The organism is Winogradskyella aquimaris, from assembly GCF_042676105.1.
GTDB classification, from domain to species: domain Bacteria; phylum Bacteroidota; class Bacteroidia; order Flavobacteriales; family Flavobacteriaceae; genus Winogradskyella; species Winogradskyella aquimaris.
Genome location: NZ_JBHTJQ010000016.1, coordinates 494,018 through 514,784, shown reverse-complemented (window position 1 = coordinate 514,784; position 20,767 = coordinate 494,018). Strand labels below are relative to the sequence as shown.

The 20,767-nt window shown below is 36.0% G+C and carries 15 protein-coding genes; 9 read left to right on the top strand and 6 right to left on the bottom strand.

From position 1 onward, the window contains the following. Positions 1-107 precede the first annotated feature (107 nt). A complete protein-coding gene (locus ACFQ1K_RS12275; protein ID WP_320554456.1) occupies positions 108-1,010 on the top strand; it encodes an SH3 domain-containing protein in 903 nt (300 codons plus the stop codon). A gap of 90 nt (positions 1,011-1,100) precedes the next feature. On the opposite strand, the gene ACFQ1K_RS12270 is transcribed toward ACFQ1K_RS12275, so the two are convergent. Next, a complete protein-coding gene (locus ACFQ1K_RS12270; RefSeq protein ID WP_320554457.1) occupies positions 1,101-3,566 on the bottom strand; it encodes a T9SS type B sorting domain-containing protein in 2,466 nt (821 codons plus the stop codon). Between the two features lie 78 nt (positions 3,567-3,644). Here ACFQ1K_RS12270 and pbpC point away from each other — a divergent pair, with 78 nt between their 5' ends. Next, the gene (gene pbpC, locus ACFQ1K_RS12265; protein ID WP_320554458.1) at positions 3,645-5,996 is read left to right on the top strand and encodes a penicillin-binding protein 1C; all 2,352 of its coding nucleotides are present in this window, start codon (positions 3,645-3,647) and stop codon (positions 5,994-5,996) included. A 53-nt stretch (positions 5,997-6,049) separates the two neighbouring features. Beyond that, positions 6,050-6,478, top strand: a complete 429-nt coding sequence (locus ACFQ1K_RS12260; RefSeq protein ID WP_320554459.1) for a hypothetical protein — start codon at positions 6,050-6,052, stop codon at positions 6,476-6,478. Positions 6,479-6,530: 52 nt separating this feature from the next. Here ACFQ1K_RS12260 and ACFQ1K_RS12255 read toward each other — a convergent pair whose 3' ends face one another. Continuing rightward, on the bottom strand, positions 6,531-7,607 hold the full coding sequence (locus tag ACFQ1K_RS12255) for an endonuclease/exonuclease/phosphatase family protein (RefSeq protein WP_320554460.1): 1,077 nt from the start codon (positions 7,605-7,607) through the stop codon (positions 6,531-6,533). A gap of 225 nt (positions 7,608-7,832) precedes the next feature. Between ACFQ1K_RS12255 and ACFQ1K_RS12250 the strand changes: the two genes are divergently transcribed. The 3 genes from ACFQ1K_RS12250 to ACFQ1K_RS12240 all read left to right on the top strand — a co-directional run bounded on the left by ACFQ1K_RS12250 (position 7,833) and on the right by ACFQ1K_RS12240 (position 12,596). Beyond that, on the top strand, positions 7,833-10,718 hold the full coding sequence (locus ACFQ1K_RS12250; protein WP_320554461.1) for a carboxypeptidase regulatory-like domain-containing protein: 2,886 nt from the start codon (positions 7,833-7,835) through the stop codon (positions 10,716-10,718). A gap of 34 nt (positions 10,719-10,752) precedes the next feature. After that, positions 10,753-12,171 (top strand): DUF5689 domain-containing protein, encoded by a 1,419-nt coding sequence (locus tag ACFQ1K_RS12245; RefSeq protein WP_320554462.1) that lies wholly within the window; start codon positions 10,753-10,755, stop codon positions 12,169-12,171. 65 nt (positions 12,172-12,236) lie between these two features. Beyond that, positions 12,237-12,596, top strand: a complete 360-nt coding sequence (locus ACFQ1K_RS12240) for a hypothetical protein (RefSeq protein ID WP_320554463.1) — start codon at positions 12,237-12,239, stop codon at positions 12,594-12,596. 50 nt (positions 12,597-12,646) lie between these two features. On the opposite strand, the gene ACFQ1K_RS12235 is transcribed toward ACFQ1K_RS12240, so the two are convergent. After that, on the bottom strand, positions 12,647-13,168 hold the full coding sequence (locus tag ACFQ1K_RS12235) for a heavy-metal-associated domain-containing protein (protein WP_320554464.1): 522 nt from the start codon (positions 13,166-13,168) through the stop codon (positions 12,647-12,649). 95 nt (positions 13,169-13,263) lie between these two features. Here ACFQ1K_RS12235 and ACFQ1K_RS12230 point away from each other — a divergent pair, with 95 nt between their 5' ends. Continuing rightward, positions 13,264-14,142 carry a DMT family transporter gene (locus tag ACFQ1K_RS12230; RefSeq protein WP_320554465.1) on the top strand — a complete coding sequence of 293 codons (879 nt, stop codon included), beginning with the start codon at positions 13,264-13,266 and terminating at the stop codon, positions 14,140-14,142. A 50-nt stretch (positions 14,143-14,192) separates the two neighbouring features. On the opposite strand, the gene ACFQ1K_RS12225 is transcribed toward ACFQ1K_RS12230, so the two are convergent. Continuing rightward, positions 14,193-16,271 carry an insulinase family protein gene (locus ACFQ1K_RS12225; protein WP_320554466.1) on the bottom strand — a complete coding sequence of 693 codons (2,079 nt, stop codon included), beginning with the start codon at positions 16,269-16,271 and terminating at the stop codon, positions 14,193-14,195. Positions 16,272-16,290: 19 nt separating this feature from the next. Continuing rightward, positions 16,291-17,610, bottom strand: coding sequence for a M16 family metallopeptidase (locus ACFQ1K_RS12220; RefSeq protein ID WP_320554467.1), 1,320 nt, complete (start codon positions 17,608-17,610; stop codon positions 16,291-16,293). Between the two features lie 287 nt (positions 17,611-17,897). On the opposite strand from ACFQ1K_RS12220, the gene rplU reads away from it, so the two are divergent. Further along, positions 17,898-18,575: a 50S ribosomal protein L21 gene (gene rplU / locus ACFQ1K_RS12215; RefSeq protein ID WP_320554468.1), complete on the top strand. Its 678-nt coding sequence runs from the start codon at positions 17,898-17,900 to the stop codon at positions 18,573-18,575. 43 nt (positions 18,576-18,618) lie between these two features. Next, positions 18,619-18,879, top strand: coding sequence for a 50S ribosomal protein L27 (gene rpmA, locus ACFQ1K_RS12210; protein WP_299366844.1), 261 nt, complete (start codon positions 18,619-18,621; stop codon positions 18,877-18,879). 57 nt (positions 18,880-18,936) lie between these two features. On the opposite strand, the gene ACFQ1K_RS12205 is transcribed toward rpmA, so the two are convergent. Next, positions 18,937-20,709, bottom strand: coding sequence for a MutS-related protein (locus tag ACFQ1K_RS12205; RefSeq protein ID WP_320554469.1), 1,773 nt, complete (start codon positions 20,707-20,709; stop codon positions 18,937-18,939). Positions 20,710-20,767: the final 58 nt, after the last annotated feature.

The window sequence follows — 20,767 nt, the reverse complement described above, 5'->3', positions numbered from 1 at the left end:
CAAGAAAGTAGGGGATTAAAAAAACAAAGCTAAACTACTTGTCGGTCGACAGGCAAGAATCCAAGAAGAACAAACCGCTAAAATGTTCAATTTAAAACTTAGAAATTATGAATCTTTTGAAAAAAAATCACGTACACCTAAACAATATAAGTGCCGTGAGTAAAAATTTAAAAATGATTTTAGCGATTGGATTTGTGTTCAGTATCCTATTGGTATCAGCGCAACAAAATGTTTATGTGGCCGCAGAAAGTGGATTGTCATTGAGAGACCAACCAGATATTAGCGGTAAAATGCTAACAAAATTAGCCTATGGTGAAGCCATTGGTTTATTGGAAAAAACCGACAAGCAATTGGTCGTCATTGATGCTGGTAAAAAAGTAAGTGGCGAATGGGTTAAGGTAGAAACCAGAAACCACATTGGCTATGTGTTTGATGGCTATTTATCGTCAGAAAAAATTGCTAAAACCATTCGTTTGAAACTAAACGATTTAAATGTTGAAATTAAAAATTTGGCAACGAGTGATTACAAGCGTTCGCATAATTTAAACAATAGCAAAACGGCAACCATCAATGTTGATGTCAATGCTACACCAGAAGACAAAAACATTGTGCTGGTGGATAACGATTACAAGCACGTCAGTTTGTTTCAGCGTTATGAAAATAGGTTATCTTTTATGAGCGCCGATGCAAAATGCAACACCAACGAGTGGACGCAATTTGATACCGAATGGAAGCCGTTAAAGCAGTTGAATTCTAATACATTTGAAACCTTAACCTACAGCGAAAAAGATTGGATTGCTTTTATTGAAACAGCTACTAAAGATTTAAAAGACGATGTCATAGATAAGTGTGGTGAAGATTGGTTGAATTATGTAAAGACCATTGATAATGTTAAAGATTTTCCCGTAAGCGTTGCAACGAATCGTGTGTTTATAAAATTAATTTTAACCGATTTTGAAAATCAGGTAACTGAAAAGATTATTGAATTTGAAATGCCTAAAGGTTCTTGATTGTTACATCCTGAACTCATATTAAGGCATAGTATTTCTTTGAAGGTTATTTAAGGGCGCTTTATATAAAGCTGATCAAAAACATCTTGATTAACGCCTTATAGCAAAGTGTCCCTTTATTTCTCTTCCCTCCAAAACTATCCGATACCAGTAATCTGAAGCTGGTAAAACTTTACCGTTATAGATTCCATCCCAAAATACATTTGCGTTTTTGGCACTATACAATAGTTTTCCATAACGGTCGAATATATAGACTTCAGAAGACGCAAAGAATTGTGCTACATTAAGGACGAAAAAGTCATTATCTCCGTCATCATTTGGAGTTATAAACTTCTGAATATAAAAATGAAAATACGTTTGAGACGCTACATAATCACAATCAGGAGACTTTACATAAATGGTATACAAACCGCTCGACTGATTATTGAAAATATTACTATACTGATAATTAACACCATCAATTGAATATTGATAAATACCACTATTAGTCAAATTTACAATGATTGAACTTCCATCTGACGTTATACTTTCTATTTCAGGATTTTCTATTTCGGTAGCTGTGAATGTTATAATCTCCGTGAAACAGCCATCTGTAACCTCAACCACATAAGTCCCTGCCACACCTACAGATATAGATTCTGATATTTCGCCAGAATCCCATTGGTATTGTGCATTTATAATAGAAGTAGAAGCTATGAGATCAACTTCTTCCCCTTCACAAAAGACTACAAACTCATCCCTAAATTCCAAAGGTTGTGTACCTTGAATTTCCCACTCACAAGTATCTTCATTAAAGAATGTGCTCTCCCAACATTCTAAATCTGTAGGTTCTTCCGGTTGTGAGCCCATTACTTCCCAAGAACAGGTCACATCGTTAAATGTTGCGACTTCCCAGCACTCTAAACCAACAGGTTCTGCCGGTTGTGTTCCTGTCACTTCCCAAGAACAAGTTGTATTGTTAAAAGTAGCCGTTTCCCAACACTCGAGCACAGGTTGTTCAGGTTGTGAACCTGTCACTTCCCAAGAACAGGTACCATTATCAAATGTTGCGACTTCCCAGCACTCTAAACCAATTGGTGCTGGTGGTTGTGTTCCTGTAACTTCCCAGGCACAAGTTGTATTGTTAAACGTTGCGGTTTCCCAACACTCGAGCGCAGGTTGTTCCGGTTGTGAACCAGTAACTTCCCAAGAACAAGTTGTATTGTTAAATATTGCGGTTTCCCAACATTCCAGATCAGTAGGCTCTGGTGGTTGTGTTCCTGTAACTTCCCAAGCACAGGTTACATTATTAAACGTTGCCGTTTCCCAACACTCGAGCGAAGGCTGTTCCGGTTGTGCACCCGTTACTTCCCAAGAACAGCTAGTATTGTTGAATGTTGCCGTTTCCCAGCACTCCAGATCTATTGGCTCTGGCGGTTGGGATCCCGTCACTTCCCAGGCACAAGTTGTATTGTTAAAAGTAGCGGTTTCCCAACATTCTAAATCTGTCGGTGCAGGTGGTTGTATTCCCGAAACGAGCCAACTACAAGAGTCATCATCGAAAGATGCCGTCTCCCAGCACTCCGTTATTGGTGGAGGCGGAGCCTGATTTACTGTGATTTCATAAACATCAGATAAAGTTATGCAATCTGAATTGCTCAAGTTTGCCTGAAACTCGGCAACTTTTGCTCTGTAATATGTGGTTGTCGTAATTCCTGTAAAACTAATGGAGGCATTGGTTTCACCAACAATGTCTAACCAAGTAATACCGTCTGAACTAATTTGCCATTGATAAAAATGAGCATTGAAAACGGCATTATCTGGAATAGCCGTAATGGTATCTGCATATGGTGTTTGAGAACTACAAAGTGTAATACTATTATTACTAGTGCTATCCTCAACTTCAATTAAATCTCCACAGCTTTTAAAGACAATGTCGTCTATCGCTAAATCGTTACCGCAACCTCCAACCCCGTTATTTATCATTTTTAATATTACGGACGTCTGACCAGCTAGTGTTTGAAACACCAGACCATATTGTTCCCAAGTTGGTGAAGGGGTACCAAAAATATTTCCAGTATCTCCGCTGGCCAATAAGTTAGTATCCGTTATGTCCCAAATTTCAAATTTTACATTGACAGGTATTCCGTTTCCACCGCATCCAGAACTCGGCAATATATTTGTAAGCCATGATGAGAATTCGTAGGTGGTATTTTCACACAAACCATTAATAGAAGTATTATAAAATTCACCTGCCGTAAAACTTGCATTCACAATTAATGCTTTACCATTAGTATCACCTGGCGTATGATCACTTGGTAAATTCCAACCGTAAGCAAATGTATTACTACCTATGGTGTACTCTCCATCTTGTGGTCCATTAAATCCAACAAACGTATAGGTGGTAGTACCTGCTGGTAGTGGTGGGCCATAATCTGTACCAGTTCCAAAATCCTCAACAAAAATGGGATCGCCAGAATTCCCTTGGCAAAATCCCAATTGAGCTATGGCATTCCCTGTAAATACAGAAAAACATAAAAATAAAAGTAGTTTAAGATCTAATTGAGGTTTTCGCACGTTTAAATATATAGATAAATTTGTGTAACGTCTGTAAATTTAGGTAATAAGTTAATTTCACAGACCTTTGTATAGTCCATGTATAGGTTACTTAGATATATTAAACGGCATAAGACAAAAACCTTTGTGTTTAGCGTTCTTTTATTAGTTTATTGCTTCTGCCTGCCATCACAGTTATTTAAAGATCCAACGGCGACTGTAATAACAAGTAATGATTATCGTCTTCTAGGAGCTCAAATTGCTGAGGATGGCCAGTGGCGATTTCCTGAAACAGATACTGTACCAGAAAAATTTAAAACCTGTTTGCTACTTTTTGAAGATGAGTATTTCTATAAACATCCTGGTTTCAATCCTATTTCAATTTTTAAAGCTTTAAAAGAAAACTTAAGTTCTGGATCTGTGAAACGTGGTGGAAGCACACTCACGCAACAAGTCATTCGGTTGTCTAGAAAAGGGCAACGTCGAACTTATCTCGAAAAATCAATAGAACTTATTCTTGCGACACGTTTGGAATTTAGACATTCTAAAGACGAGATTTTAAAATTATATGCTAGTCACGCACCGTTTGGTGGCAACGTCGTTGGTATAGATGCTGCTGCTTGGCGTTATTTTAATAGAGAAGCATCAAATTTATCTTGGGCAGAAAGTGCCACACTAGCGGTTTTGCCAAATGCACCCAGCTTAATTTATCCAGGTAAAAATCAACAACGATTGCTCGATAAGCGTAATCGCTTATTAAAAAAACTATTTGACAATGGTACTATTGATGAGCTGACCTATGAACTTTCCATATCTGAAGCATTACCACAAAAACCATATCCACTGCCACAAATTGCACCACATTTATTACAAAAAGTAGCGAAACAGCATAAAGGAGAGCGTCTAAAAACCACCATTGATTTGGCTCTACAATCTCAAGCGAATCGCATAGTAAAACAACACTACAATAGATTAAAGCAAAATGAGATTTATAATATTTCAGTATTAGTGTTAGACGTTCATACCAGAAAAGTTCTGACTTATATCGGTAATTCTCCAACAGATAATGCACACCAAAAAAGTGTGGATATTATTGACAAACCTAGAAGTACAGGTAGTATTTTAAAACCGTTTTTGTATGCAGCTATGCTAGATGCTGGAGATTTATTACCTCAAACCTTGGTGGCTGATGTGCCAACACAATTTGGTAGCTACCAACCTGAAAATTTTAACAAATCATACGATGGTGCCGTACATGCCAATGAAGCTCTGTCTCGTTCGCTAAACGTACCTGCAGTGCGAATGCTCCAGGATTTTGGACTGGACCGTTTTTATCATTATTTAAAACAGTTAAAACTTAAAGACCTAAGATATACTGCCAATCATTATGGGTTGTCCTTAGTACTGGGTGGTGCGGAAAGTAATCTATGGGACTTATGTAAAAGCTATGCGGCAATGGCTTCAACATTGAATCATTTTAGCGACAATTCGAGTACATATTATACGAATGAGTTTGTAGAACCTGTCTATGGTTTTGAATCAAACGTGAACTTCGGAAAGTTGGTTTCAGACAAATCCGTTTTTGATGCAGCGTCCATCTATCTCACTTTTGAAAGTATGAAACAAGTCAATCGTCCTGAAAGCGATGAAAGTTGGGAATTTTATGTTTCGTCTAAAGAAATTGCTTGGAAAACTGGTACCAGCTTTGGATTTAGAGATGCTTGGGCCATTGGTACTACTAAAGATTATGTTGTTGGTGTTTGGGTTGGTAATGCAGATGGTGAAGGTCGTCACGGTTTAGTTGGCGTACAAACTGCAGCACCAATCTTATTTGATATTTTTGACCTTCTGCCAAAAAGTGAATGGTTTGCTAAGCCTTATGACGAAATGATAGAGGTGAGCATTTGTAAAAGCAGTGGTTACCAAGCTTCAACGGTTTGTGATGACATAGAAAAGCAATTTATTCAAAGGTCTGGGCAAAAAACGGCACCGTGTCCCTTTCATAAGTTGGTCCATCTCGATGCTTCAGAACGATTTCAAGTGAATTCTTCCTGTGAATCAGTTTCAAAGTTAAAAACAGTGTCTTGGTTTGTTTTGCCACCTCTTCAGGAATATTACTTTAAAACAAAAAATCCTTTTTACAAACCATTACCACCTTACAGAAGTGATTGTATCGAGACTTCGGCTATACGCATGGAATTTATTTACCCCAATCAGCAAAACACCATTTTCTTACCTAAGGACTTTGATGGCAACACTAACGATTTGGTGCTCAAAGTAGCCCACTCAAAACCAGAACTCACCTTGTATTGGTATATTGACGATACTTTTGTTGGTCAAACCAAAGACATACATGATATGGCCGTTTTACCTCAACAAGGTGAACACCGTATAACTGTTGTTGATGAACTAGGCAACGAAATAAAACATACAATAACTGTAGCTGATTAAAACGTATTATTAATAGTCAAATCCTTATTTTTGTAATCTAACAATTCAAAAAAATGGAAACGATTCAATTTATACACTCAGGCTGGGCTTATATTGTTTTATTAGTATTAATTATTGCAACTGTTAATGCACTCATTAAGTTTTTTGGTAATAAGGAATATGGTGCCTTAGATTTTAGACTTGCTCTGTTTTCTTTAATCACAATGCATATTCAACTCTTAATCGGTATCATTTTATTTTTTACAAAGGGATATTTTGATGAGATGAGTGTCGGCGAAGTCATGAAAAATGATAGCATTAGAAAATTAGCAGTAGAGCATCCAACTTTAATGATTATTGCGGTGGCTTTAGTTACAATTGGCTATTCTAAACACAAAAAGAAATTGGTATCTAAACCTAAATTTAAATTGCTTTCAATTTTTTACAGTATCGCGCTTATTGCAGTCCTTTATATGATTCCTTGGAATCAATGGTTAAGTTAACAAAAAAGGTGCAAATAAAAATTTGCACCTTTTTTGTTAATCTGTTGTTTAATTAGCCTTTCGTAACGTCTTCTTCTTTTACTTGCCTGATTAGGTAAACATAAACAGGGAAGTGATCACTAAAACCCCCTGTAAATCCGCCATCGGCAAAACTTCTAAAAGGATAACCCTCGTAGCGTCCTCGTTTATTAAACATGTATGATGGATTGTATATGCCGGCTTTCCAAAATCGGAATGAAGAATAATCGTCATCAAGCAATGGCTTTGTCATCATGATCTGATCAAATAAACTTAAGGCATCTCTATATGCTGTTGTTCCCCAGCCTTTTTCAGTGAACATTTTTTCATAAGGGTTGTATATGCCTTTAAAAGGAACTTCATCTTTCTCTTTTTTGGCCTTTAAGACCTCCTTTACACTGTCATTTGTTGGGTCGTCATTCAAATCTCCCATTGTAAAGATTTTGGCATAAGGGTCTATAGATTGTAGTGAGTCTATGATACGTTTATTCAATTTTGCCGCTCCCACACGCTTTGAGCGACTACGTGCTTCACCACCACTACGCGACGGCCAGTGATTAACAATAATATGAATTAAGTCACCATCCAACTTTCCACTAACCAATAATTGATCTCTTGTATAAACTCTTTTTCTTGTAACATCATCATAAATCAATAACTCATGAGAACTCGATTCTATTGGCTTAAATAATGCTTTTTGGTAAAGTAGTGCTACATCGATGCTTCTTCTATCTGGTCCGTCGTAATGGATAATACCATAGTCTTTACCAAGTAAAAGGGGATCATTTACCAAATCTTCCAGAACGTCCCTATTCTCAATCTCACAAACTCCAATTACCGCAGGTGAATTATTGGCCATATCCGCACCGATATTGGCAATTACCCTAGCCATGTTCTTAACCTTCTGCTTGTATACTTCAGAGCGGTTAGCCTTCATTTCCATGATTGGGCTAGCTTCGTCATACTTTAAGGGATCGTTAATAGTATCAAAAAGATTTTCTAAATTGTAGAATGCTACAGTATGGATCTTAAAGCGTTTTTCTTCTTGTGCTTCAACTAATGAAATATTCATCATTATGAGCATAAGTAGAAGACATTTTAATATTTTCATCTGATAATTATTATTTTTAAATTTTCTATATGTAGAACACCTTAGTTTTAGTATCATGACGAAACAATATAAATCCTAAAGTGTACTTAATATACTATATTATTTTATTGTTATATCCAAAGCAAATTGCTTGCCAAAAGTAGGTAATTATTATAAAAAATGTACATTTGCACGCCTTAAATAACTATTATTTAATCTACTCAAACAATCAATTTAAAATTAGGTATGAAAAAAAGTTTTTTACTCTTTCTGTTCTCACTCGCCTTTTCTTTAACAAGTTTTGCTCAGCAAACGATTGTTAAGGGAAGCGTTTTAGACGGAACTACAGGAGAACCGATTCCTGATGTAACGATTACTATTGAAGAAACTGGACAGACCTTGAAAACTGATGCTAAAGGTGAGTTTAGTTTTACTCAGAATGTACCTTTAGGTGAACAAGTTCTGAAAATCGAAAAAGTAGGTTACGTTACCAAACGTTACCCTATCATTGTTAACGAAGGGCAGACCGTAGACATTAGTGGAATGACCCTAGACTTTGATACGAGTGACAAAAAAGATCTCTTTATTATTTCCATTTCTGATGATAACTTAAATAGTGAGGATGATGGTCTTACAGACAACATTTCTGGTCTTTTACAAGCATCTAGAGATGTGTTTTTAAATGCCGCAGCTTTTGATTTTAGTGCTACGTTTTTTAGACCAAGAGGTTTAGACAACGCCAATGGTAAGGTGCTAATCAATGGAGTTGAGATGAACAAGCAATTCAATGGCAGACCACAATGGGGAAATTGGGGTGGATTAAATGATGTTCAACGTAACCAAGAATTCTCAATGGGTATGTCTGCCAACGATTACAATTTTGGCGATTTAGCAGGTACCAACAATATTGTTATGCGTGCTTCAAAATACAGAAGAGGTGGTCGTGTATCTTACGCATCTGCGAACAGAAGCTATACTGGTAGAGTTATGGCAAGTTATAGTTCTGGACTTTTAGAAGGTGGCTGGTCCTATTCCGTCTTAGGCTCTAGACGTTTTGGTGAAGAGGGTTACATTGACGGAACGCTGTACGATGCTAACTCCTTATTCGTTGCTGTTGAAAAACAATTAAACGATAAACACAGTCTTAACTTTACAGGTATTTATGCTCAAAACAGACGTGGTCGTTCTACTGCTATTACCCAAGAAGTATACGATTTAAAAGGAAGACGTTACAATCCGTTTTGGGGAATGCTAAATGGTGAGCAACGTAATTCTAGAATGCGTGAAATTGACGAGCCCATACTTATGCTTAACCACTACTGGGACATTACCCCTAAGGTTAGGTTAAATACTAATATTGCTTATCAGTTTGGTGAAATTGCCAATACAAGAATAGATAATGGTGGTACAAGATTGGTTACTATCAATGGTGAGAATGCCTATCTTGGTGGAGCCAGAAATCCAGACCCAACTTATTATCAGAACTTACCAAGCTTCTTTCTGCAGGATGCTAATCCAACAGCTTATGATTATCAACAAGCCTATTTAGCAGAGCAAGCTTTTTTAGATGAAGGTCAATTAAACTGGAATGCCCTTTACGAAGGAAATGCGACCCTTAGAGCACAAGGCGGTAATTCTTTATATGCAGTACAAGCAGACGTTATAAAAGATCAACAACTAACATTTAACTCTATTTTAGATGCTGAACTTGCAGATAATATTAGATTAAATGCTGCAGTCAATTACAGATCTCTAAAAAGTGAAAACTTTGCAAGATTAGAGGACTTGTTGGGTGGTACAGGATATTTGGATGTTGATTTCTTTGCTGAAGAAGACGATAATTCCACCATTAGTGACGAAGTTGCTGCGAACTTAGCACAAAGTGATGTTAGAAACCCTAATAGGATTGTTGGTGAGGGAGACCGTTATAAATATAATTATGAAATTAATGCTGATGTTATTAGTGGTTTTGCTCAGGCACAGTTTAAATACAACAAAGTAGATTTCTATATTGGTGCTAACTTATCACAAACTACTTACCAAAGAACAGGTCTTTATGAAAACGGATTCTTTCAAGGTGGTGGTAATGATGGATCATTTGGGGATAGTGACAAGCTAGATTTTTCAAATTACGGCATCAAAGGTGGATTTACTTATAAAGTTACAGGTAAACACCTTATAGATGTGAATGCGAGTTATTTTACAAAAGCACCATCTATTAGAAATTCCTTTAGTAACGCCAGACAATCCAATGCAACCGTAATCGGACTTGAAAGCGAAAAGATTCAATCCATCGATGCAAGTTATATCTTTAGGTCACCCATAGTCAAGGCCAGATTAACCGGTTTTTATTCAGGGTTCAAAGACGGTTCTGATATCGGATTCTATTTTACAGAAGACCTAGCTGGCTTAGGTGTAGATACTGGCGATGCCTTTGTGCAAGAAATCCTGACGAATATAGAGCGTAGACATGTGGGTATTGAATTTGGTATCGAAGCCCAAATTACACCAACGATCAAATTAAAAGGTGCTGCGTCAGTAGGCCAATATACGTTTCAAAATAATCCTAATTTATACTTAACCAGTGTGGATTTCTTGAACAGAAGTGATATTGACCCTCAAGTGACCTTTGGTGATGGTACTACTAACTTAGACGGCTATCACGTGGCTGGTGGACCAGAGCGCGCTTTCCAAGTTGGATTTGAATATAGAGATCCAGATTACTGGAATATAGGAGTTACAAGTAACTTCTTCTCTAATGCTTATTTAGATGTTAGTAATTTGGCAAGGTCTGCAAACTTCACATCAGATTATGATGGCAACACGTTTAATGATTATGACGAATCTGATGCTAGAGATTTGTTGAAACAAGAACAGTTTGATGACTATATGTTAGTTAATATTATTGGTGGTAAATCATGGAAAATTGATGATTACTTTGTTGGTTTCTTTGCAACTATCAATAACGTATTTAATGAACAATATAAAACAGGAGGTTTTGAACAATCACGTTTAGCCAACTTCCGTCGTATGCAAGAGGACCAATCTAGAGATAATGGTCCAATATTTGGCCCAAGATACTTCTTCGGTAATGGTACAACGTATTATTTAAACGTATACTTAAGATTCTAAAAAAGCTATGTCAGAACAAAATAAAATACAAAAAATGAAAACTTTAAAAATTAACAAATTAATACTATTACTAATCGGATTAGTAGTATTTAATGGCTGTGTTGAAGACGATGACTTTGATACTCCAAACACGTCTATTGTAGAGCCAAATATTCCTGAGACTTCAAAGGTTCAAATCAGTGCTCTTGCTGGCGAATTATCTCAAGAGCAAGGCAACACTTCGTTAGATTACAATGATGAAGACACAACTTACTCTTATACCTTTAATGAAAATGATTTATTCATGGAAGGTTATGTGGTATCTTCGGACGAAGGTGGTAACTTCTTTGAAGAAATCATTATCCAGGATAATTTTGAAAACCCAACCATTGGTATCAAAGTACTAATCGATGTCAATCCACTTTTTGTTAGATACGAACCAGGTAGAAAGGTGTACGTTAAGTTAAACGGTTTATCTGTAGGAATTACTAATGGTGTATTAACACTTGGTGTATTAAATGGTAATGAAGTGGATAAAATACCTTCTGCTTCAGAAAGTGATATTATTTTCAGGTCTTCTACGATTGAAACTTTGGTTCCAATGCCATTGGAATTTTCCAATTTTACAAATGACAAAACCAACTTATTTGTTCAGTTACAAGACGTACAGTTTAACAGAAATATAGTTGGTGATAACGCTCAGACTTATGCTTCTGAAGAATCGGATGAGTTTGATGGTGAGCGTATTTTAGAAAGCTGTGTTTCTGGAACATCAGTTATTTTTAGTACGAGTACGTTTGCTGATTTTAAAGGGTTAACCTTACCTTCAGGTAGAGGAAGTATGAATGCAATTTTAACCAAAAACTTTTTTGGGGACACCTTTAATATCGTTGTTAACTCACCTGAAGACATAAGTATGGATAATGCTGAGCGTTGTGATCCTGACTTTTTAGAGTGCACTGGCCCTTCTGGTGGTGGTTCTGCTATTTATGAAGAGGATTTTGAAGGATTTGGTGGTTATGTTGCAGAGGGTTGGACAAATGTAAACGTTAGTGGTGGAAGTACCACTTGGATAACTGGAAGTTTTAGTGGTTCTACTTACGCTCAAATATCTGGATTTAATAGTGATGAGGACGAAATAGATGTATGGTTAGTGACACCAGGTGTTGATATGGATACTACCGATGGAGAAGAGATTAGTTTTGATATTCAGACCAATTTTGATAATGGTGAGATACTATCTGTATTAGTTTCTACAGATTTTACTGGCGATCCTTTAACGGCAACATGGGAAATTTTGGATGCGAGCATCCCTTCAGGTCCTGCTAGTGGCTTCGGAACTTTTGAAAGCGTTGGACCAATCAATATCTCATGTGTTGATGGTACCGCATATTTTGCTTTTCTATATGAGGGATCTGATCCTAGCGCCACAACGAGATACCACGTAGACAATATTGTTGTAACAGGTAACTAAAAACTTATAGTTTAGTTATTAAACCACGCCGTAGTTTAGGCGTGGTTTTTTTATATTGTACATTTATGCTAGATACGTTTTATATTTCTGTATTTAATTACTACAAGAAGCGTTTTAAAAAACAAACCATTGCAATTGCGCTATTCTATATTAACGTCTTAGAAATTTCTATTTATTTAGCTTTGGGATCCTTCTTTTTGGCTTTTGCCAATCAAATGAAAATAGTAACCATGTCTTTACAAAAATTCTGGCTACTCTTCAGCTTGGTTTCACTTTTTATAGTTTTTAAAAACTGGATGCGCTACAATGGTAAAAAAAGAAATATCCTAAACGCAAAACATAAGGTAAAACATTCCATTTCTATTATTTGGCTTTTACCGTTTGCTTGTATTGGTCTTGCATTTATACTTCTTCAAGTACTATAAAAAAAGCCATCCTATGGATGGCTTAATCATTTAATTAGATACTTTAAAATCTACTCAGTTATTTTATCGTCTTCTTTGTTACAACATGGCATTTTGCAATCTGCTTTACAAGCCTTTTTTTCTGCTTCAGTTTTATTAGCACAACACGCCTTGTTGCAATCTTCTTTACATTTTTTAGCTTCTCCGCCAAAACTATCTACAAGCTTCATGTCTTTTACCTTGTAAACATCACCAACTTTGGCTACAGCTTCCTCTAATGATTTTGGTGTAACTTTAGCTTCATCAAACTCCACCATTGCTAAACGATTATCAAAATCTACCTTAGCTGATTTAACACCGTCCATTTTTGCCATTTTCTTTTCAATGGTTTTGGCACAACCAACAGCACAAGTCATACCTTCAATTCCGAACTCTACTTTGGCATAAGTAGCATTAGGATCTAATGTCTTTGCAACTTCCTTGTTAGTTACTTCAATATCTACAGTTTTAACTTCTGGCTCAGCATTGTCCTTACAAGAAGAAACAGCTAGTACCACTGCTAAGACTACAATTATATTTTTAAATTTCATCATAAGTATAAACTCTTAAATTTTGGATAAATCTAATAAATATTGCCGTTTCTTGCGAAAGAATTAACGATTTTTGTGACTCTTTAGGAAACATTTGTATGAAAAGCCCTAACATTAAGTGGATTTATCTCCTTATCCTTTCTGTCATTTGGGGGAGCTCTTTTATTCTCATTAAAAAATCACTTTTAGGACTTACACCTTATCAACTTGGAGCGTTAAGGACCATTTTTACAGGAATAATTTTACTTTCAGCAGGGTTCTTCCATTTAAAAAATGTGCCCAAATCAAAATGGAAATGGTTACTGCTTTCAGGTCTTCTAGGCTCTTTTTTTCCTGCCTTCTTTTTTGCTATTGCAGAGACCGAAATTGATAGTGCTGTAGCCTCTATACTGAATTCGTTAGTTCCTCTTAATACTATCATATTAGGTTTTGCCATTTTTAAAATAGCCTCAACTAAACGCCAGATTATTGGTGTTATTGTGGGTTTCATTGGCACATCAGTTCTTATTTTAAAAGGCTCTGAGTTAAATCCAAATCAGAACTACCTTTATGCTGGTTTTGTTATTGCCTCTACCTTGATGTACGCCGCTAATGTGAATATAATAAAACGTCACCTACAAGATGTTAAACCCTTGGCCATTGCAGCTGGGAACTATGCATTTATCGTCCTGCCAGCTTTTATTGTCTTACTGTTTTCGGGATTTTTCTCATCAGAACGATTACATCATCCGCATTTAATTTCATCTTTGGGGTTTGTAGTGATACTTTCGGTATTTGGTACTGCTATAGCAAAGGTGGTGTTTAATAAGCTGGTTCAAATTTCCACACCTGTTTTTGCATCTTCAGTTACCTATATTATGCCCATCATCGCTCTGATATGGGGAATTTTAGATGGTGAAGCTTTTAGTATTGTTCAAGCCTTGGCAGCTGTACTCATCTTATTTGGAGTTTATTTATCCCATCGTCGTAAGACATAAAAAAACCGAAGCTAATGCTTCGGTTTTTAGTTGTGTATCTCTGAAAAAAATTAGTTAAAATCTTCTTCAGTAACTCCTTCATTGATTTTTACTTCTTTTGTTTCAAAAGTGAAAGCTTGAGGACCTGCAGTAACCTTCATGGTAAATGGCATCATCACACCATTGACTTCTTTATAGTTTGAATAATCCGTTACTGTTGTAATTGATTGTCCTTGGGCTTCGTTGGTCTCTTCTGTTCTCACTAAGTAACCTGTTTCAACATCGTAATATCTATATGACGACTTATCATCTTTAGTTACTTTAATCTTGTAAACGTCTGTACCATCTATAGTTGTTTTACTCACTAACTCAAGATTGGCAGATTCCATAAACAATTCTTCAAATAACCCTTTTGTAGATTTTCTTGAAGATACGTCTTTTTCGTCCATAGGTATTTTTTGACCTTGTTGAACCATATAACCATTTTCACCATCAAAATTTTGCTTCATTAAAGTTCCCATCCCTTCTGCTACAACCTCCATCGAAAACTTGTTTGGGGACATCTGCTTAATTATAGCTGTTGGCTTAAACGGTGCTCCTGGAATTGTCATTTCTGAAGTTGTCAAAGTGGTATTTACAGCTCTAAGAGCTTCTTCACCTCCTACTGCTTTGACATAGTTTTTAATGACAGTTTCTGCTGTTAAACCCTCTGGTAACGGCTTAGAGAATACCGGCTTTTCTGTTGGCTTCGCATAGGCATCGTAATACTTAATCGGAATTCCTGTTTTCTCAAGATTCTCTAATACTTCACTTCCTTTACCAACAACAACAAAACGTGCATTCTCAGGTCTAAAGTGTTTGTTGGCCGCACGCATAACATCTTCTTTTGTAACGGCATTTATTTTCTTTAAATACGTAGAATAAAAATCTTCCGGTAAGTTATTCAATTTAATATTTAAAGCATAATTAGCAATAGTTCTTGGGCTCTCTAAATCTAAAATAAAATCCCCAACATATTTTGCCTTTGCATTTTCTAAATCCTTAGTGTCAACAGGTTCAGTTTTAATTCTGTTTATTTCTTTTAGTGTTTCTACAACCGCACTATCAGTAACCATATTTCTTACTGCTGCACCTGCTGTAAAACGTGAAGCACCCCATCTACTTGGGCTTATACTTGTACGCGCTCCGTAGGTATAACCGTGCTCTTCACGTAGGTTCATATTTAAATAACTGCCAAAGCCACCACCTAATATTTTATTAGCAATTAATACCGCGTGGTAGTCATCATCAGTCATCTTAAAATCCACATTATTGGTCAATGAAATGTTGGATTGTACTGCATTTGGCATATCCACAAAATTAATTTGAGTGTACTGTGCATTTGGCATTGGGTCTGGAAGTGTAGTATCAATCACTGCAGATTTTTTCCACTTCCCAAAATGTTCTTTTATTTTTCGCTGAACCTTTTTCATTTCTATATCACCAATAACCACCAAATAAGCATTGTTAGGGTTAAAGTATTTTTCATAAAATGCTAAGACATCAGCAAATTCAATATTATTTACCGTTTCTTCAGTAACAAATTCTCCGTAAGGATGATTTACTCCGTAAGATAGTGCAGAGCCTACTCTGCTAGCCACTGCATCTACACTTTTTTCCTGAGACTTTAAATTCTCAATAAGCTTTTCTTTCTCTTTCTCAAATTCTTCCTTAGTCAGTAATGGATTAATAGCAGCATCTGCCATTAATTCGATAATTCTGTCTGAATATTTAGAAAGTGAACTCGCAAATGCGCTTTGTGAGCCAAATCCTAGATTAGCTCCTAAAAAATCTATTTCGTCATTAAATTCATCTTTAGGAATATTTGTAGTCCCATTTCCTAACATAGCACCAAGGATGCTAGATATACCTGCCTTGTCACCCTCGGAAATTGGTTTGTTGTCTATTCTCAATGTAATAGAAACTCTTGGTAATTTATGGTTTTCTACTACCAATACCTCAATGCCATTATCTAGCTTAAACTCACCTGGTTTTTCTAGGGTAATTTTTGGTGCAGGACCTGGCTCTGGTTGCTTAGATCTGTCTATTTGTGCATTGACTCCTATTGCCATTAAAAACAATACAATAAATGCTGATATTTTAGTTTTCATATTAAGATTCATTTTTATTTTATTGTTCATCTTTCTTTGGTAAGTATTCTAAAATTAAACGTTGGTTTGGATTTAAATACTTCTTGGCAACGTCTCTCATTTCTTCGCGTGTGATAGAACGATAGATATTTATCTCGTCATTGATAAGATTCACGTTGTCGTATAACATGTAATATCTTGCTAAGGAGTTAGCAATACCTTCGATGCTAGAGTTTGAATTAACAAATTGGTTTTCAAACTGATTTTGAAGTTTTTGATAATCACGTTCAGAAATTAATTCTTCCTGAATCTTAACAATTTCCTCATCCATTTCTGTAATTAATGTATCTAAAGACACATCGCCTAACGGCAAACCAAATAGCGCATAAATTCCATAATCTTCTTGACTAATGTTAACCGCAGCTACTTGTAGAGCTTGCTTTTGTTCATCTACCATTTTCTTGTATAATACAGAACTTTTACCACCACTTAAGTATTGGGAAATCATATCCAAAACATAAGCATCTCTATTTTTAAAAGAAGGAGTTCTGTAAGCTGCAATAACTGCTGGAATTTGAATATTAGGATCATAAGCCTTATCTCTCATTGGTTCTGTAATAGGTTCTTCCCTTGGAAGATCTCTAACAATATCCTCACCTCTTGGGATAGGGCCAAAATAGTCCTGAATCATCTTTTTTACCTCAGCCTTATCAATATCACCTGCAACCACCAATACGGCGTTATTTGGCACATAGTACTTTTTATTAAAAGCTTGAAACTCTTCTAATGTGGCGGCATCTAAGTGCTCCATCTCACCGATTGTAGTTCCTTTATAAGGGTGCACTTTAAACATGCGCTTTTTAATTTCTGCTAAAATGTTTCCATAAGGTTGATTGTCTACACGAAGACGTTTTTCTTCTTTAACAACCTCATTTTGTGTGTCTACTCCTATTTGATTGATGACTGGGTGTAGCAAGCGCTCTGACTCCATCCATAAGCCCAACTCTACACTATTGGAAGGAAAAACCTCGTAGTAATAGGTTCTGTCATCCGTTGTATTTGCATTATTACTCCCACCATTTGAGGTCACAATATTAAACCACTCACCTCGTGGGATATTTTCTGTGCCTTCGAACAATAAATGCTCAAAAAAATGTGCAAACCCAGTACGCTCTGGATTTTCATCTTTTGCACCAACATGGTACATTACCGAAACTGTGACTACTGGAGCAGAATTATCTTGGTGCAAAATCACATGCATGCCATTATCTAAATCATACTCCTCAAATTCTACTTGTTGTGCATTGGCCATAAATCCAACAAACAACATGAGTGCTAGAGTGAATAAGCTTTTTCTCATTATTAAAGTTTTTAAATTTAAATTGTTTTAGTGTTTGTCTTATATATCATATGCTTTGTTACGTAAAGCGTTACAAAAATAAGGAATCAAAACCCGTTTTTAACATAATAAAATGTGAAAACTGAAGCGGTGATGTTTTTATCAATTGGAATTACTAACACATTTGCAATGAAAATACTCGAAAAGCCTTAAAACGTTTGTAGATTAGGAATTTAGGAGTATATTTGCATCCGCTTTCTGAGAAAAGCACATTTATTTAATAAACAATTTAATAAAAACGTTACGCTATGTACGCAATTGTAGAGATAGCAGGGCATCAATTTAAAGTTGAAAAAGACCAAAAAGTTTTCGTTAACCGTTTATCTACTGAAGAAGGTAAAAAAGTTGATTTTGACAACGTACTTCTAATAGGTGATGGTAACAATGTGACTTTAGGCGCCCCAGCTATAGACGGTGCACAAGTAAGTGCTAAAGTCTTAAAGCACCTTAAAGGTGACAAAGTAATTGTTTTCAAAAAGAAAAGACGTAAAGGTTACCGTGTAAAAAATGGTCACAGACAAGCCTTAACTGAAATCGTGATTGAAGGCATTACGGCTTCTGGAGCTAAGAAAGCTGCTCCTAAAAAAGAAACCAAAAAAGCTGAACCAAAAGCTGCTGCTAAAACTGAAACTAAAAAGGCAGCACCTAAGGCTAAGAAAGCAACTGGTAAAGCTGATGATTTAAAGAAAATTGAAGGTGCTGGACCTAAAGCTGCTGAAGCATTAGTAAACGCTGGATATGAAACGTTTGCTAAAGTAGCTAAAGCAACACCGGAAGAATTAAGCAATGTTCTTTCTGAAGCGAGCTCTAGATTAGCACACATCGTTACTGAAACTTGGCCTAAGCAAGCTAAATTAGCTGCTGATGGTAAGTGGGACGAATTAAAAGAATTACAAGACAGATTAGACGGTGGAATTGAAAAATAATTTTTCGCATCCATTAATATTAACAAAATAAAACCTTAAGACAATGGCTCATAAAAAAGGAGTTGGTAGTTCTAAAAACGGTAGAGAATCAGAATCGAAACGACTAGGTGTTAAGATTTTTGGTGGACAAGCTGCTGTGGCTGGGAACATTATCGTAAGACAAAGAGGTAATACACATCACCCAGGTGAGAACGTATACCAAGGAAAAGACCACACTTTACACGCTAAAGTTGATGGTATCGTACAATTCACAAAAAGAAAAGACAATAAGTCTTATGTTTCTATAGCACCATTTGAGGCTTAAGAAACTTATTTCTTTTAACTATAACTAACCCTTTCTGATTTCAGAGAGGGTTTTTTATTACACAATTTCCATCTTCTTTAACAGAAAACTTGCATTCATGTTTTGGCAAACCCCTTTCTTTAGTTTGTAATCAAAAAAAAGTTCGTCATTTTTAATTTCGGCATCAAAGTAATAGTTTTTTACCGCTTTTAATTCGGCCTCAATTTCGGTAAGGCTTAAATCGTGTGTAGCTATGATACCTGTGGCTTTTTGCGCTACCAGTTTTTCCACAAACTTTCTTGAGCCAATGGCTTTATCGGTACTATTGGTCCCTTTTAGTATTTCATCCAAAATCACAAAATAGTCTTGGTCCTTTGCGATCGTATCTACGATAAGCTTCAGTCGTGTTAACTCGCTAAAAAAGTACGAACTATCATCTGTTAAGGAATCTGTCGTTCGCATACTCGTTATCAATTTAATAGGATTGTATTGGCTTTCTTTGGCACAAACTGGCAGCCCCACATTAGCCATGACAATTTGTAAAGCAACAGTTCTTAAAAACGTACTCTTACCAGCCATATTCGCTCCTGTGACAATAAAAAACTGTTCTTGTAACATTTCTAAATCACTATCAATACGCTTTGCTTTATTGAGTAATGGATGTCCTAAATCCTTGGCCTTGATAATTACATTTCCTGAAGTGATTTCTGGATAGGTGAATTCCTGATGATTATAGGCGTAGTTTCCTAAGGTGTTATATGCATCAAAAAACGTGACCACATCAAACCAATCTTCAACCATATGCGCATACTTACCAATCCACTGCTCTATATAATAGGTTTGTCTAATATCCCAAAGCAAATAGCCATTACCAAAAATGGCCGATATAAAGTTGTTTCGGTTATCTAATGCGTCTAGTGCTTTTGAAAATTTTGAAAAAATCTGTGATGCTTTTTGCCCCTCGGATTGAATTTTTTGTTGCTTTTCATTTAATAAGTATGATTGAAACTCCTTTTGCTCAATCTCTTTTAGCAATAAAGCATATTGCCTAAAGGTATCTTTAGCTTTTTCAGTGCTTTGAGCTACATGATTAATTTGTTTTAAAAAACGTCCTGTAATTGCTAAGCCTAAAAGCAACCAATAACCCGCATATTTTATGGGTATAATCTCGGTTATTCCTAAGGCTAAAATGGTTATGGAAGCTACACTAAAACCAATTGTTAACCAATAAATTATTGCATTTAGAGATGGCTTGTAATCTTTTAACCATGTAATTATCGACTTAGCAGAATGTTCAACTTTTACACCTTGTGCCACACCAGAATAGTATTGTCTCCATTTTGGCTCGTTAGCAAGTTCTTTAATTGCGTCTTGTCTCGCTTTAATATTTGTAATGTCGTTGGCAAGCAAACTTCTAACGAGAGTTTGGGTTCCTTCTTTAATAGTGGTTCTATTGATGTATTGAAAAAAAGAACCTCTTCCGAACAAATCAATATCCAAACTGTAAGCATGTGCTGGATTTTGAAAATGGTTTCCATCTGCTCTATGATGAAAATCCCCTGATGCAATTTTTAGTTCTTCTTCATTTATTTTTGCTAAGCGTTTATGTAGTTCGCGTTTGGTCTTAAGATCAGTATATTTTGATAGTAAAACCAAAAACAGAGCTAATCCAACAGCTGCTATTACTGAGGCTACGTGCCACTTTTCAATAGTGAGATATATACCAAAAACGGTAAGTCCAAAAACGGTTAAGCGTAGCACACTCAACAAACTCATTTTCTTGTAAATGCTTTTGGCTTCCGAAATGTGTTCTTCAAGCTGTATGTTATAGAATGAAATCGCGTTCTTCATTAGATAGGATAAAAATAAAAATCCCAAGATAATGCATTACCTTGGGATTTTGTATTTG